Source organism: Geodermatophilus sp. SYSU D00867, from assembly GCF_054050315.1.
The window spans coordinates 175,247-188,440 of the sequence record NZ_JBJGZC010000002.1; the positions used below are offsets into that span (position 1 = coordinate 175,247).

The 13,194-nt window shown below is 78.1% G+C and carries 15 protein-coding genes; 6 read left to right on the top strand and 9 right to left on the bottom strand.

What is annotated here, in order from left to right:
• Positions 1 to 28: 28 nt before the first annotated feature.
• Positions 29 to 811, top strand: coding sequence for a type I methionyl aminopeptidase (gene map / locus ACI8AK_RS02895; protein WP_387988835.1), 783 nt, complete (start codon positions 29 to 31; stop codon positions 809 to 811).
• Between the two features lie 2 nt (positions 812 to 813).
• Here map and ACI8AK_RS02900 read toward each other — a convergent pair whose 3' ends face one another.
• The 5 genes from ACI8AK_RS02900 to ACI8AK_RS02920 form a co-directional block, all read right to left on the bottom strand.
• Positions 814 to 2,004: an aromatic acid exporter family protein gene (locus tag ACI8AK_RS02900; RefSeq protein WP_387988836.1), complete on the bottom strand. Its 1,191-nt coding sequence runs from the start codon at positions 2,002 to 2,004 to the stop codon at positions 814 to 816.
• Positions 2,005 to 2,086: 82 nt separating this feature from the next.
• On the bottom strand, positions 2,087 to 2,581 hold the full coding sequence (locus ACI8AK_RS02905; RefSeq protein ID WP_456955068.1) for a PGPGW domain-containing protein: 495 nt from the start codon (positions 2,579 to 2,581) through the stop codon (positions 2,087 to 2,089).
• Positions 2,582 to 2,622: 41 nt separating this feature from the next.
• Complete coding sequence (locus ACI8AK_RS02910) at positions 2,623 to 3,156, bottom strand: hypothetical protein (RefSeq protein WP_387988838.1); 534 nt, start codon at positions 3,154 to 3,156, stop codon at positions 2,623 to 2,625.
• Positions 3,157 to 3,260: 104 nt separating this feature from the next.
• A complete protein-coding gene (locus ACI8AK_RS02915) occupies positions 3,261 to 3,530 on the bottom strand; it encodes a DUF2277 domain-containing protein (protein ID WP_387988839.1) in 270 nt (89 codons plus the stop codon).
• Positions 3,531 to 3,596: 66 nt separating this feature from the next.
• On the bottom strand, positions 3,597 to 4,223 hold the full coding sequence (locus ACI8AK_RS02920; RefSeq protein WP_456955069.1) for a hypothetical protein: 627 nt from the start codon (positions 4,221 to 4,223) through the stop codon (positions 3,597 to 3,599).
• Positions 4,224 to 4,305: 82 nt separating this feature from the next.
• On the opposite strand from ACI8AK_RS02920, the gene ACI8AK_RS02925 reads away from it, so the two are divergent.
• From ACI8AK_RS02925 to eutC, 4 genes are all read left to right on the top strand, one after another.
• On the top strand, positions 4,306 to 4,776 hold the full coding sequence (locus tag ACI8AK_RS02925) for a hypothetical protein (protein WP_456955070.1): 471 nt from the start codon (positions 4,306 to 4,308) through the stop codon (positions 4,774 to 4,776).
• A gap of 36 nt (positions 4,777 to 4,812) precedes the next feature.
• Entirely contained in the window at positions 4,813 to 5,694 is an 882-nt protein-coding gene (locus ACI8AK_RS02930) for an SDR family NAD(P)-dependent oxidoreductase (protein ID WP_387988842.1), read from the top strand.
• An 86-nt stretch (positions 5,695 to 5,780) separates the two neighbouring features.
• A complete protein-coding gene (locus tag ACI8AK_RS02935) occupies positions 5,781 to 7,196 on the top strand; it encodes an ethanolamine ammonia-lyase subunit EutB (protein ID WP_456955071.1) in 1,416 nt (471 codons plus the stop codon).
• Positions 7,197 to 7,216: 20 nt separating this feature from the next.
• On the top strand, positions 7,217 to 7,945 hold the full coding sequence (eutC, locus tag ACI8AK_RS02940; protein WP_456955072.1) for an ethanolamine ammonia-lyase subunit EutC: 729 nt from the start codon (positions 7,217 to 7,219) through the stop codon (positions 7,943 to 7,945).
• On the opposite strand, the gene ACI8AK_RS02945 is transcribed toward eutC, so the two are convergent.
• The 3 genes from ACI8AK_RS02945 to ACI8AK_RS02955 are packed head-to-tail and all read right to left on the bottom strand — an operon-like array spanning position 7,938 to position 9,164.
• Positions 7,938 to 8,336 carry a nuclear transport factor 2 family protein gene (locus ACI8AK_RS02945; RefSeq protein WP_387988845.1) on the bottom strand — a complete coding sequence of 133 codons (399 nt, stop codon included), beginning with the start codon at positions 8,334 to 8,336 and terminating at the stop codon, positions 7,938 to 7,940. The genes eutC and ACI8AK_RS02945 overlap by 8 nt on opposite strands.
• 25 nt (positions 8,337 to 8,361) lie before the next feature.
• Positions 8,362 to 8,760: a nuclear transport factor 2 family protein gene (locus ACI8AK_RS02950; protein ID WP_387988846.1), complete on the bottom strand. Its 399-nt coding sequence runs from the start codon at positions 8,758 to 8,760 to the stop codon at positions 8,362 to 8,364.
• Positions 8,757 to 9,164, bottom strand: coding sequence for a nuclear transport factor 2 family protein (locus ACI8AK_RS02955; protein ID WP_387988847.1), 408 nt, complete (start codon positions 9,162 to 9,164; stop codon positions 8,757 to 8,759). Before ACI8AK_RS02955 ends, ACI8AK_RS02950 begins: the two co-directional genes overlap by 4 nt.
• 256 nt (positions 9,165 to 9,420) lie before the next feature.
• Between ACI8AK_RS02955 and ACI8AK_RS02960 the strand changes: the two genes are divergently transcribed.
• Positions 9,421 to 9,732, top strand: a complete 312-nt coding sequence (locus tag ACI8AK_RS02960) for a hypothetical protein (protein ID WP_456901817.1) — start codon at positions 9,421 to 9,423, stop codon at positions 9,730 to 9,732.
• A gap of 88 nt (positions 9,733 to 9,820) precedes the next feature.
• Here ACI8AK_RS02960 and cydC read toward each other — a convergent pair whose 3' ends face one another.
• Entirely contained in the window at positions 9,821 to 13,192 is a 3,372-nt protein-coding gene (gene cydC / locus ACI8AK_RS02965; protein WP_456955073.1) for a thiol reductant ABC exporter subunit CydC, read from the bottom strand.
• Positions 13,193 to 13,194 lie beyond the last annotated feature (2 nt).

Below are 13,194 nucleotides of genomic sequence, written 5' to 3' on the forward strand. Positions count from 1 at the left end.
GCGCCGGGCGTCTCGTACCGTCGGGGGCGTGGACCTGACCGTGCTGCCCCCGCGGACCGCCGACGAGCTCGACACCATGCGCGAGGCCGGGCGCGTGGTGGCGCGGACGCTGGCCGCGGTGCGGGCGGCGGCGGTCCCCGGCGTGCGGCTGCGCGAGCTCGACGACCTCGCCAAGACCACGATGTACGAGGCGGGCGCGACGTCGTCGTTCCTCGGCTACAAGCCGGCGTGGGCGCCGACGGCCTACAACGGCGTGCTGTGCCTGTCGCCCAACGAGGTCGTCGTGCACGGCCGCCCCAGCGGCCAGCGGCTGAAGGACGGCGACCTGCTCAGCGTCGACTGCGGCACCGTCGTCGACGGCTGGAACGGCGACGCCGCGATCTCGCTGCTGGTGGGGGAGCAGGCCTCCGACGACGACGCGCGGCTGGTCACCGCGACCGAGGAGGCGCTCGCCGCCGGCATCGCCGCCGCGGTGCCCGGCGCGACGCTGCAGGACGTCGCCCGCGCCGTCGACGACGTCGCCCGGCGGTACGGCTACGCGCACCTGCCCGACCACGGTGGGCACGGCATCGGCCGCTCGATGCACGAGCCGCCGTTCGTGCCCAACCGGCCGTCGGCCGGCCTGGACCGGGTGCGCCTGCACGCCGGCAGCACCCTGGCCATCGAGCCGATGCTCCTGGCCGGCGGCGACCGGTACAGGCACAAGAAGGACGGCTGGGCGGTGGTCACCGCCGACGGCCGGCGCGCGGCACACGTCGAGCACACCGTCGCGGTCACCGACGACGGCCCCGTGGTGCTCACCGCTCCCTGAGGTCAGCGGCGCCGGCGCCAGGTCATCGCCCGGCGGACCGCGCGCCGCTGCGCCGCGGCCAGCGGGGGCGGCGCCCACGACGCCGCAGGCGGCTGCAGCGCGGTGCCCAGCTCCACGCGCAGCAGGTCCAGGGCGTCGAGCAGGGCGCCGTGCTGGGACCAGGCGGCGGGATCGGCCCGGGGGTCGACGAGCAGCGCCTCGGCCAGCCGCCCGCGCAGCGCGAGCAGCGTCTCCAGGCAGGCGGGGTCGATGCCGGCGGCCGGCCCGGTGCCGGCCGCCACGGCCGCGGCGTCGCGGAGGGTGGCCGCGACGGCGACCAGCAGGTCGGCCAGCGCCTCCCGCGCCGGCCGCGACCACGCCCGGTCGGCGTCGTCCTCGGGCAGGAAGTAGGTGCGGTCCAGCAGCACGCGGGCGATGTTGCGCAGGGTGACGTGCACCCGCTCGAGGGCGGTCAGCGTGTTCCGCAGCCGCGGCTGGGCCTCCCGCGCCGCCCGCCCGCGCGGGTTGAGGCGGGCGCTCTCCTCGGTGCGGGCGAGCCGGCGGTCGGCGCGGGCCACCTCCGTGCTCACCGCACGGGCACGGGCCAGCAGCTCGTCGGTGAGGCGGCGCGACCACGGGCCGCGCAGCGCCGCGGCGAGGTCCTCGCAGAGCCCGGCCATGCGCTCGGCGAGCTCCGCGATCGCCTCGCCGGCCGGCTGGACGTAGAGCGGCGGCGCGACCACCAGGTTGACCAGCACCCCGACCGCCGCGCCGACCAGCGTCTCGGTGACGCGGGCCAGCGCCGCACTCTCCGCCCCGCCGACGGCCAGCACGAGCATCGCGCTGATGGGCACCTCGGCCAGGTGCGGTCCCAGCCGCAGCAGCCGGCCGACGACGAGCGACAGCCCGACGACGAGCCCGAGGCTCCACCAGGACAGGCCGACGACGGAGGCGAACAGCGCCGCGATCAGGACGCCGGCGGTGACGCTGGCGATCCGCTCCCAGCCGGTCGCCACCGTCTCGTACATCGTCAGCTGCACGACCAGCAGCGCGGTCAGCGGCGCGAGGACCGGCGAGCTGCTGGTGTCCAGCCAGGTCGCAACCTGGAACGCCAGCACCGCGGCGAGCACGGTCTTCCCGGTGCGCAGCCCGGGGGTGCGCCCGCGCCGGACCAGCCGGGGCAGCCGGCGGGGCAGGGCGTGCGGTCCGGCCACGGTCTCCGGTGTGCCCGCGGAGCGGGCCCGGACACGCGCCGGCCGCCGTCCGCGGGTGCGGACGGCGGCCGGGGACGTGCGGTCAGCCGAGGCCGAGCGCGGTGGTGGCCCGGTCGATCAGGGAGAAGTGCCCGACCGCCCAGAACGCCAGCGCCGCCGCCGCGAGCCCGCCGACGGTCGCCGCCGCCGAGCCGGCCGGGTGCTGCCTCGCGTGCTGCCACGCCGCGACCGCCTTGCGGCGGAACGCGGCGAAGAAGCGCCGCGCCCAGTCGAACTCCGTCGACCACACCCACAGCCCGGCCAGGACCGGCGGGATCGTGAGCGGCCCGGGCAGCACGGTGAGCGCGACGCCGAGCAGAACGAACAGCAGCCCGGCCACGAACACCGCGATCCGGTACGCCAGGTGCAGCGGCGGGTCCTGCCGGACGCGGTCGCGCCACGAGCCCGGCGGCACCGGCCGCGGCCGGCCGAGGCCGTCACTGCAGTGCGCGCAGACGGTGGCGCCGCGGCCACCCGGGCCCGGACCCGCCACGGTGTTGCCGGAGAACGTGGTCGTGCGGGCATCGGTCCGGGACACGGGTCCCCTTCCGGGTCGGTGCGGGCGGGGCGGTGCCGCGGTCAGCGGCGGGCGACGCCCTTCGCGACCTCGCCGGGCCGCTGCTGCTCACCCGCGTAGGAGCTGACGGCGACGAGCGCGCCGGTCAGCGCCGGGATGACCCACTGCAGCGAGTCCAGCTGCTGCTGCGCGTGGGCGATCTCGGCCTTGGTGCGCTTGGTGGGCTTGGTGCCGGACTTCGCCGACGGGTTGTCCTGGCTGTTGACGATCTGGCCCAGCGAGCGGCTGTAGGCGGTGACGCCCAGCGCGGCGGCGGTGAGCAGGGTCTTGACGGCGGACATGCCGGCCACGCCCTCCTGCTGGGCCACCCGGCCGCGGTTGCCGATGAGCTGGCCGACGCTGCCGACCAGGTGCGCGCCGATGGCCAGCGCGTTCACCGGCGTCCACCGGTTCCAGCCGGTGTTGGCGACCCGGCCGGCGTCCCCGCCGGCGTCCGCTGCGGCGGCGTTGAGGGCCACGGCGTTGGCCAGCGTGCCGCCGAACCAGGCGGACAGACCGAGGTCGTGCAGGGCGCGGGACAGGGTGTTGCGGGCCATCGGGACTCTCCTGGAGGGGAAGGGGTCGGGAGACCGCCCCCTACCCGCTCCGCCGGAGGCCATGCCCGGGGGAGCAAGTGGGTCGTGCACGACCCGCTGGCGTCTCAGGTCCCGTAGCGGACGGCGGCGCGGGCGCGCGCCCTGGCCGCCTCGACCTCGCGGTCCTTCGGCGGGGCCGTCGTCACCAGGGACTCCAGCAGCCGGGCGGACGCGGCGGCCACCTCCTCGACGGCGCGCTCGAAGGCCTCCGCGTTGGCCCGGGACGGGTGCGTGGACCCGCTGATCTTGCGGACGTACTGCAGCGCCGCGGCCCGGACCTCGTCCTCGGTGGCCGGCGGCTCGAAGTTCGACAGGGGGCGGATGTTGCGGCACATGCGGCGCAGCGTATGGCCGGGGTACGACCGCGGGGCCCCGGTCGTCGACGGGGGCCCCGCGGTCGGTCAGACACCGAAGCCGGCGCGGTCGACCCTGCGGTGGTAGCGGGTGCCGAGCTTGCCGCCGAGCAGGGCGCCGGCCAGCGTGACGACCAGGACCGCCGCCAGCGTGACGATCCCGGCGGTGGTCGCGGTGCCCTCGTCGATCGGGATGCGCGGCAGGTTCAGCTGCTCGAGCACGTTGTACTGCGCCCCCAGCACCGTCCCGGCCGCGGCCAGCAGCAGGACGGCGAGCAGCCCGATCAGCCACACCGCCAGCCCCTGCCGGGCGCCGTCGAAGCGGGCCATCCGCCCGGCCACGTACCCACCGGCGAGGTAGGCCAGGAATAGGACGACCAGCAGCGCGATCCCGCCGGCGACGCCGAGGGCGGTGGTCGGGTCGGCCGGGACGTCCTCGACGCCGTCGACCTCGGCGAGGCTGAGCCCCACACCGGCGGCGGCCAGCAGCGCGACGAGGACGACCGCCAGCCCGTTCGCCGAGAGCCAGCCGAAGAAGGCCGCGCCCCACTTGATCCCGCCGAAGCGGTCCCGCTGCGCGTCGATCGCGTCGCGGGCGGCGCCGCGGGTGGCGTGCGCGCCCTCGGTGGTCGCCGTCGCGTCGTGGTCGTGGTGGGTACGGTCGGTGCTCGCCATCGGACCTCCTCGTCTGGGGGAACTGGCGCGCCGGTACCCGCCTCCGGACCTGCGCGAACGAGGTCACCCGCAGGGAGGACACGTGGCCGTCCTGCTCGTCGACGCCGCCAACGTCGTCGGCGCCCGCCCCGACGGCTGGTGGCGCAACCGCGCCGGCGCGACCACCCGGCTGCTGCGGCGGCTGGCCGAGGCGGCGCTCCCGGACGGCGGGGTGGACGACGGCGGGGTGGACGACGGCGGGGTGGACGTCGGCGGGGTGGACGTCGGCGGGGTGGACGACGGCGAGGTGGACGTCGACGAGGTGGTGGTCGTCGTCGAGGGCGCCGCGCGGGAGGTCCCGGCCCCCGACGGCGTCCGCCTGGTGCGCGCGGCCGGCAGCGGGGACGACGCCCTGGCCGCGGAGGCCGCCGCGCTGGCCGGCACCGGCCGGACGGTGCTCGCGGTGACCGCCGACCGCGGCCTGCGCGCCCGGCTGCCGGCGGGCACCGACGTCCGCGGGCCGGGCTGGCTGCTCGGCGTGCTCGATCGCATGGCGGGCAACCGACCGGGGTAGCGGGGGAGGACCGCCGAGCCGAGGAGTCGTCCCCGCATGCCCCAGACCGTGCTCATCACCGGTGCCTCGAGCGGCATCGGCCGCGCCACCGCCCGCCTGTTCGCCCGGCGGGGCGCGTCGCTGGTCCTGCTGGCGCGCGGCCGCGAGGCGCTGGAGGAGACCGCGGCCGAGGTCCGAGCGGAGGGCGCGGCCGACGTCGTCGTCTGCCCGGCCGACGTGCTCGACGAGGACGCGCTGCGCGACGTCGTCGAGGGCACCGTGGTCCGCTCCGGCCGCCTCGACGTCGTCGTCCACGCCGCGCAGGTGGTCGCCTACGGGCGGATCGAGGACGTGCCGAAGGCGGTGTACGAGCGGGTGGTCGACACCGCCCTGCACGGCACGGCCAACCTGGCCCGCGTCGTCCTCCCGCAGTTCCGCCGCCAGGGCGCCGGGCACCTGGTGGTGGTGAGCTCGCTGCTCGCCTCGGTGACCACGCCGCTCATGGGCAGCTACATCACCGCCAAGTGGGGCCAGCTGGGGCTGATCCGCGTCCTGCAGCAGGAGACGCGCGACGTCGCGGGCATCCACGTGTCGGCGGTGGCGCCGGGCGGGGTGAACACCCCGATCTACTCGCAGGCCGGCAGCTACATCGGCCTCAAGGGCCGCCCGCCGATCCCGGTCTACTCGCCGGAGCGGGTCGCCCGCTCGGTCGTCGCCCGGCTGGACCGGCCGCGCCGGCTGATCCAGTCCGGCTTCGCCAACCCCGCCGTCATCCTCGGCTTCCGGCTGTTCCCGGCGGTCTACGACGCCCTCGTCGGCCCGCTGCTGCGCGTGTTCGCCCTCGCCGACGACCACCGGACGGAGCCGACGGAGGGCAACGTCTTCGAGTCCCGGCCGGCCGGCAACGCCGAGAAGGGGCGCTGGCGCGGCATCCCGTGAGCGGCGCGTCCGGTTCCGTCCGACCCCGTTGACCCGCCGGGCGGCGCCGGGCCACGCTGACCGGGCCGCCGACCCGGGGAGCCGCCGTGACCGTCCGCCGCACGACCCTCGGCGGCTCCACCTACGAGTTCCCCACCGTCGTCGAGCTGCTGGCGAAGGCCACCCCGCTGCGCTCCGGGGACGTGCTCGCCGGGTGCGCGGCCGGGTCGGCCGCCGAGCGGGTGGCCGCCCAGACCGTGCTCGCCGACCTGCCGCTGGCCACCTTCCTCGACGAGCAGGTGGTCGGCTACGACGAGGACGACGTCACCCGGCTGGTGCTCGACACCCACGACGCCGCGGCGTTCGCGCCGGTCGCCTCGCTGACGGTGGGCGAGTTCCGCGACCGCCTGCTGGCCTGGGCGGCGGCCGGCGACGAGGCGTCGATCAACGCGCTCGCGCCGGGCCTCACCCCGGAGATGGTGGCGGCGACGTCGAAGCTCATGCGCAACGCCGACCTGGTCGCCGTCGGCCGGCGGACGCGGGTGGTGACCGGGCTGCGCAGCACCGTCGGGCTGCCCGGCACGCTCGCCTCCCGGTTGCAGCCCAACCACCCCACCGACGACCCGGTCGGCGTCACCGCCTCGATCGTCGACGGGCTCCTGCACGGCTCCGGCGACGCGGTCATCGGCATCAACCCGGCCACCGACTCCCCGGCCCGCACGGTGGCGCTGCTGGAGCTGGTCGACGCGGTGATCGGCCGCTACGGCATCCCGACGCAGTCGTGCGTGCTCGCCCACGTGACGACGACGCTGCGGGCGCTGGAGCAGGGCGCGCCGGTGGACCTGGTGTTCCAGTCGGTCGCCGGCACCCAGGAGGCCAACCGCGGCTTCGGCGTCACCCTCGACCTGCTCGCCGAGGCCCGCGCGGGGGCGCTCGCGCTGGGCCGCGGCACCGTCGGGGAGAACGTGACCTACTTCGAGACGGGGCAGGGGTCGGCGCTGTCGGCCGGCGCGCACCTCGGCGTCGGCGGGCGGCCGGTGGACCAGCAGACGCTCGAGGCCCGCGCGTACGGCGTCGCCCGGCACTTCCGCCCGCTGCTGGTGAACACCGTCGTCGGGTTCATCGGCCCGGAGTACCTCTACGACGGCAAGCAGGTGCTGCGCGCCGGGTTGGAGGACCACTTCTGCGGCAAGCTGCTCGGCCTGCCGATGGGCGTCGACGTCTGCTACACGAACCACGCCGAGGTCGACGGCGACGACACCGACTCCCTCGTGCTGCTGCTCGGCGCGGCCGGCTGCTCGTTCGTCATCGCCGTCCCGGGCTCGGACGACGTGATGCTGCACTACCAGTCGCTGTCGTTCTCCGACGTCCTCACCACCCGGCAGGTGCTCGGCCTGCGCCCGGCCCCGGAGTTCGAGGCGTGGCTGGCCCGGATGGACCTGCTCGACGACGCCGGCCGGGTGCGCGAGCTCGCCCCCGACGCCCCGGCGGCGCGGGCCCTCCTCGCGGCGGCGTCCTCGTGACCGGCGACCGCCTCCCGCGCGTGGACGGTGATGACCCGTGGGCGGTGCTGCGGGCGGCGACCCGGGCGCGGGTGGCGCTCGGGCGGGCCGGGGACGCGCTGCCCACGCACCGCGAGCTGGAGTTCCGCGCCGCGCACGCCGCCGCCCGGGACGCCGTCCACTCGCCGCTCGACGTCGACGCGGTCCGCGCGGCGCTCGGCGGGGAGGTCCTGACCGTCGCCTCGGCCGCGCCCGACCGCGCCACCTACCTGCAGCGCCCCGACCTCGGCCGGCAGCTCGCGGAGGGGACGGCGCTGCCGCGGACCGGCGCCGACCTCGCGGTCGTGCTGGCCGACGGGCTGTCCCCGCGGGCGGTGCAGGCGCACGGGCCGGCGCTGGCCGCCGCGCTGCTCGAGCGGCTGCCCGGCTGGTCGGTCGCGCCGCCGGTGGTCGCCACGCAGGCGCGGGTGGCGCTGGGCGACGCGGTGGGGGAGGCCCTCGGCGTGCGCGCGGTCGTGGTGCTCATCGGCGAGCGGCCGGGACTGTCGTCGGCGGACTCCCTCGGCGTCTACCTCACCTGGGACCCGCGGCCGGGGCGGGTGGACTCCGAGCGCAACTGCGTCTCCAACGTCCGCCCGCCGCACGGGCTGTCCTACGCGCAGGCCGCCGACACCGTGGCCGCCCTGCTGTCGGCCGCCCGTGAGCTGGGCGCCTCCGGCGTCGCGCTCAAGGACGAGGGGCCGGTGCTCCCCGCGGGCGGGGTCAGCTGAAGAACGCGTCCACCGCCGCCTGGTCGGTGTGCGCGTCCCAGACCTCGGCGATCCGCCCGTCCTCGAAGCGGTGCACCTGGGCGGCGAGGACGTCGAGGTGCCGGTCGCCGCGGGTGGCGGTCATGCGGACGACCGCCACGCCGTCGGTGTCGTCGGCGAAGGCGGATCTCACCTCGACCCGCAGGCTGCCCTCGGTGACCTCGAACGCCAGACCGAAGAGGCCGACGACCTCCTGCGGACCGGTGTAGTCGCCGGCGAGCGGGTGCGCTCCGGGCTCGTGCCACCGGACGTCGTCGGTCCAGAGCTCCGGCAGGCGGTCGAGGTCGCCCTTGCCGAAGGCCTCGTAGGCCTCCAGCAGCACGGTGGCGTGGGGGTGCGGGGAGCCGGCCACGGTCGCCTCCTCGTCGTCGGCGGGCTCAGCTGTAGAACGCGTCCATCGCGGCCTGGTCGGTGTTCGCCTCCCAGAACTCGGCGATCCGCCCGTCCTCGAAGCGGAAGACGTGGGCCGTGAGGACGTCGAGGGCCCGGTCACCGCGGGAGGCCGTGAGCCGCAGGACGCCGACGCCGTCGGTGTCGTCGGCGAAGGCGGCCCGCACCTCCACCCGGAAGGTCCCCTCGGTGATCGCCGCGAGGCGCCCGAACATCCCGAAGACCTCGTCGGCGCCGGTGAACTCGCCGCTGAGCTGGTTCTGCCCGGGCTCGTGCCAGCGGACGTCCTCGGCGAACAGCTCACGGAGGCGGTCGAGGTCACCCTTGCCGAAGGCCGCGTACGCCTCGTGGATCCGGACGACGTTGGGGTGCTCCGGATCCGTCATGCCCGCTGCTCGCCGAGGAAGGCGTCGAGGACGGCCGGCTCGGTGGGGCAGTTCCAGAACTCGGCCAGCTTCCCGTCCCCGTCGAAGCGGGCCACCTGGGCGGTCAGCGTGTCCAGGTGCGCGGTCCCGCGCCGGGCGGTGAACCGGACCAGGGCGATGCCGTACTCGTCGTCGGCGCACATCTGCAGCGGCTCGGCGCGGAAGCTGTTCTCGGTCAGCTCCATGATCCGGGCGAACATGCCGAAGACGGCCTGCGGTCCCTCGTAGTCGCCGGCCAGCTCGGTGGTGCCCTGCTCGTGCCAGCGGACGTCCTCGCGCCACTGCTCGGTCAGGAAGGCCAGGTCGCCCTTGGCGAACGCCTCGTAGCCCTCGCGGCTGCGGACGAGGTTGGGGTGCTCGGACACGGTGCTCTCCCTCCCGAGGACGGGTCCCCCGTGGACGGCTCCGCCAGTGTCGACCCGCCGGGGGTGCCGGAGGAGGGCCGGTGCGCGACCCGGTGTGGCGGTCGCCGTCCGTCCCCGCGCGGGAGTCCTGCGTCAGCGGTGTCCGCGGCCGTCTCCTGGGTACTGACGGGGAACTGTCGGACCCAGGCGGTAGGCATGACCTCGTTCCCCCCGGCGTTGTACGGGAGCACGGGGGAACCGCCTCTGGAGGCTCGTCATGGCCACCACGACCCTCACCGTCGTCTCCCTCCCCGCGAGCACGCACCCCGGCCCGTCCGACGCCGCCGGGGACCTGCTCGCCGTCGCCTGGGCGCCCGGCACCGCGCCGCCCCGCGAGATCGCCGTCCGGCCGGAGCTGTACGAGCGCCTGTGCGCGCAGCTCGGCCGGCACGGCACCGGTCCGCGCTCGCTCGGTGAGCCGGCCGGCGTGCCGCTCGTCGTCGACCCGCGGCTGCCCGCCAGCCCGGGCTTCGAGGTGCGCCGGGTCCGGCCCGGCGTCCGCCACTGGTCCGGCGCCGCTGCCGCCTGAGGAAGGACCCCCGCAGGCTCGGGGCGGGCCCCGGGCGGGCCCCGGGCGGGGCCGGCGGCGCCGGGACGTGCGCCGTCGGATCCCGTCCTCAGCCGGTGAGCGCCAGCCGGTCGCCCAGGTCGAGCACGGTGTCCCCCGGCTGCTCGACGGCGTCGTCGTGGGTGACGCAGACGACGACCCGGCCGGCCAGCGCGTCGCGCAGGTCCCGCACCAGGGCGGCCGCCGTCGGCGGGTCCAGGTGCGCGGTCGGCTCGTCGAGCAGGACGACGTCGCGGTCGGCGAGCAGGGCGCGGGCGGCGGCCAGCCGCCGCCGCTCGCCGCCGGACAGCGCGGTGCCGCCGGCGCCGACCGGGGTGTCCAGCCCGTCGGGCAGCCCGGCTAGCAGCGGGCCGAGGCCGGCGGCGGTGAGCGCGGCGGTCATCCGCGCCTCGCCGCCGGGGCCGGCCAGCTCACCGCGCGGGGCGGCCAGGGCCAGGTTGGCGCGGATCGTCGAGGCGAAGACGTGCGCGTCCTGCGGGAGCCAGGCGGTGCGCGCGCGGACGGCCGCGCCGGTCAGCCGGGCGGTGTCGGTGCTGCCGAGCGCGTAGCGCCCCGCGCGCGGGCGCAGCGCCGCGAGCAGCACGGCGAGGAACGTCGACTTGCCGGCGCCGGACGGGCCGCGGACCACCAGCCAGCCGCCGTCGGCGGCCGCCCGCGCGGTGAGGCCGCGCAGCACGTCGGGGCCGCCGGGCCAGCCGGCGACCAGGTCGGCGACGTCGAGGTCGCGCACCGGCGCGGGCGCGGGCAGCGGATCGGCGGGGTCCGCGGGTGCCGGGGCGGTGAGGACGGCGCCGAGGCGGGCGCGGGCGTCGCCCAGCGCGCCGCGCCGCTGCAGCGCGGACACCAGGCCGGCCAGCGGCTCGGCCAGCGCCAGCGGGGCCAGGCCGAGGACCGCGACCTCCGGGCCACCCAGGCCCGACGCCGCGCCGACCGCGGTGGCGGCGACGGCGGCCAGCCCGGTGCCGAGGACGACCAGGCCGGTGCCGAGCGCGCCGGCCCGGGCGCCGGCCGCGGCGACGGCGGACCGGCGGCCGGCCACCGCGGCCAGGTCGGCGGCGGTGGCGGCCGCGAGGCCGTGCGCGCGCAGGTCGGCCGCGCCGTCGAGGGCGGTGGTGACGTCGCGCAGCGCGGCCACCCGCAGCGCGCCCTCGGTGCGGGCGGCGCCGGCGTCGACCCGCCGGTGCGCCAGCAGCACGCCGGCCGCGGTGAGCGCGAGGACGGCCGCCGCGGCGCCCGCGGCGGCCGGGGAGAGCAGCGCCAGCGCGGCCAGCGTGAGCACCGGGACGGCGGCGGCGACCACGGCGGGCGGCACCACCCGCACCGACAGGTCCTGCACCAGTCCGACGTCGCCGACCACGCGGGCCAGCGCGCTGCCCGGCGTCCGGTCGGCGGCCACGCCCTGCGCGGCCAGCGCCCGCCACACCCGCACCCGCAGGCCGGCGGCCGTGCGCAGGGCGGCGTCGTGCGCGGTGAGCCGCTCGACCCAGCGCAGCGCCGCCCGGCCCAGGCCGAAGGCGCGCACGCCGACGATGGCGACCAGCAGCGTGAGGATCGGCGGCATCTCCGCGGCCCGGACGATCAGCCAGCCGCTCACCGCGGTGAGCGCGACGCCCGCGCCGGCCGAGGCGGTGCCGGCGGCGACCGCCCGCAGCAGCACCCGCCGCGGCCAGCCGAGCGCCGCCGTCGGGGTGGTCGCGGGGGCGGCCGTCGCCGGGCCCGCGAGATCGGCGGTCTCGTGGCCATCAGCCGCCGATCGCCCCGAGACCGCCGATGTCGCGCCGGGGGACGCGGCGACAGCGGGACCGGACAGCGTGACGGTGCGGTCGGCGAGCGCCGCCAGCGCCGGGTCGTGGGTGACCAGCAGGACCGTGACCGTGCCGCGCAGGCCGGCCAGCACGGCGGCGACGCGGGCCGCCGAGGCCTCGTCGAGGTGCGCGGTGGGCTCGTCGAGCAGCAGCAGCCGGGCGCCGCGGCGCACGCGCACCAGCGCCCGCGCGACCGCCACCCGCTGCAGCTCACCGGGGGAGAGGGTGGTGCAGTCCCGCCCGGCCAGCGCCTCGGCGCCCACCCGCTGCAGCGCCTCGACGACGAACGCCTCGGCCACCACCGCGTCCACGCCCGGCGAGGCGGCGGCGTGCCGGCGCAGCTCGTCGGCCACCGTGCGCGCCGTCGTCCGCGGGTGCTGCGGGACCAGCGCGATCCCGCCGGCGGGGACGCCGGTGACGGTGCCGGCGACGTCCGCGGCCGGGTCGAGCGCGCCGGTGAGCGCGGCCAGCAGGGTGGACTTGCCCGAGCCGCTGGGGCCGCGGAGCACGACCAGCTCGCCCGGCCGCAGCGCGAGGTCGACCGGCGGGAGGGCGGGCAGCGCGCGGCCGGGGTGGCGCACGGTCAGCCCGGAGACGACGACGTCGGCGCCGCGCGGGTCGTCGTCGTCCGCCGCCGGGGGAGCGGGGGCGGCCGGTGCGGACAGCACGGCGCGCGCCTCCGCGGCGGCCAGCGTGGCGGCCTCGCCGGCGTGGTGGGCGGTGCCCAGTGCGCGCAGCGGCGCGAAGGCCTCGGGGGCGAGCAGCAGCGCGGTGAGCCCGACGGCGAGCCCAAGGTCGCCGTGCACCAGCCGCAGGCCCACGGTGACCGCGACCAGCGCCACCGACAGCGTGGCGATCAGCTCGAGCACCAGCGCGGAGAGGAACGCCAGGCGCAGGGTGGCGAGCGTCCGGCGGCGGGTGGCCTCACCCAGCTCGGCGAGCGCGGTGACCTGGTCGGCGGCGCGGCCGAGGCCGACCAGCACCGGCAGCCCGCGGACCAGCTCGGCGACGTGCGCGGCCAGCCGGTCCAGGGCGCGGGCGGCGCCGGTGGTGCCGTCGCGGGTGGCCAGCCCGACCAGCGCCATGAACAGCGGCACCAGCGGCAGGGTGGCCGCGACCAGGCCGGCCGAGAGCAGGTCGGTGGCGGCGAGCACGACCAGCAGCACCGGCGGGACGACGGCGGCCTGCGCGAGCGCCGGCAGGTAGGTGGCGAGGGCGGGTGCGAGGTCGGCCAGCCGGGTGGTGGCCAGCACCGCGGCGGGGGCCGGGCCGCCCGCGGCGGCGACCGCGGCGGGGGAGGCGGCCAGCCGGTCGAGCAGCGCCCGGCGCAGCGCGTCCTCCGCGCGGCGGGCGTCGCGGGCGGCGGCGCGGTCGCCGAGGGTGGCGGCCAGCGCGCGCAGCACGGCGCCGCCGGCGGCGAGCGCGAGCGGGCCGGTCAGGGCGCCGTCGGCGTACCCGGCGGCGCGGGCGACGGCGTGCGCGAGGCCGGCGGCGAGCAGCACCAGCCCCGCCGTCGAGCCGAGGGCGGCGGCCGCCGCCCGGGCCAGCGCGCCGGGCAGCCCCGGCACGCCGGCCAGCGGGGCCAGCGGCCCCCGCGAGGGGCCCCTGTCGTGCACCG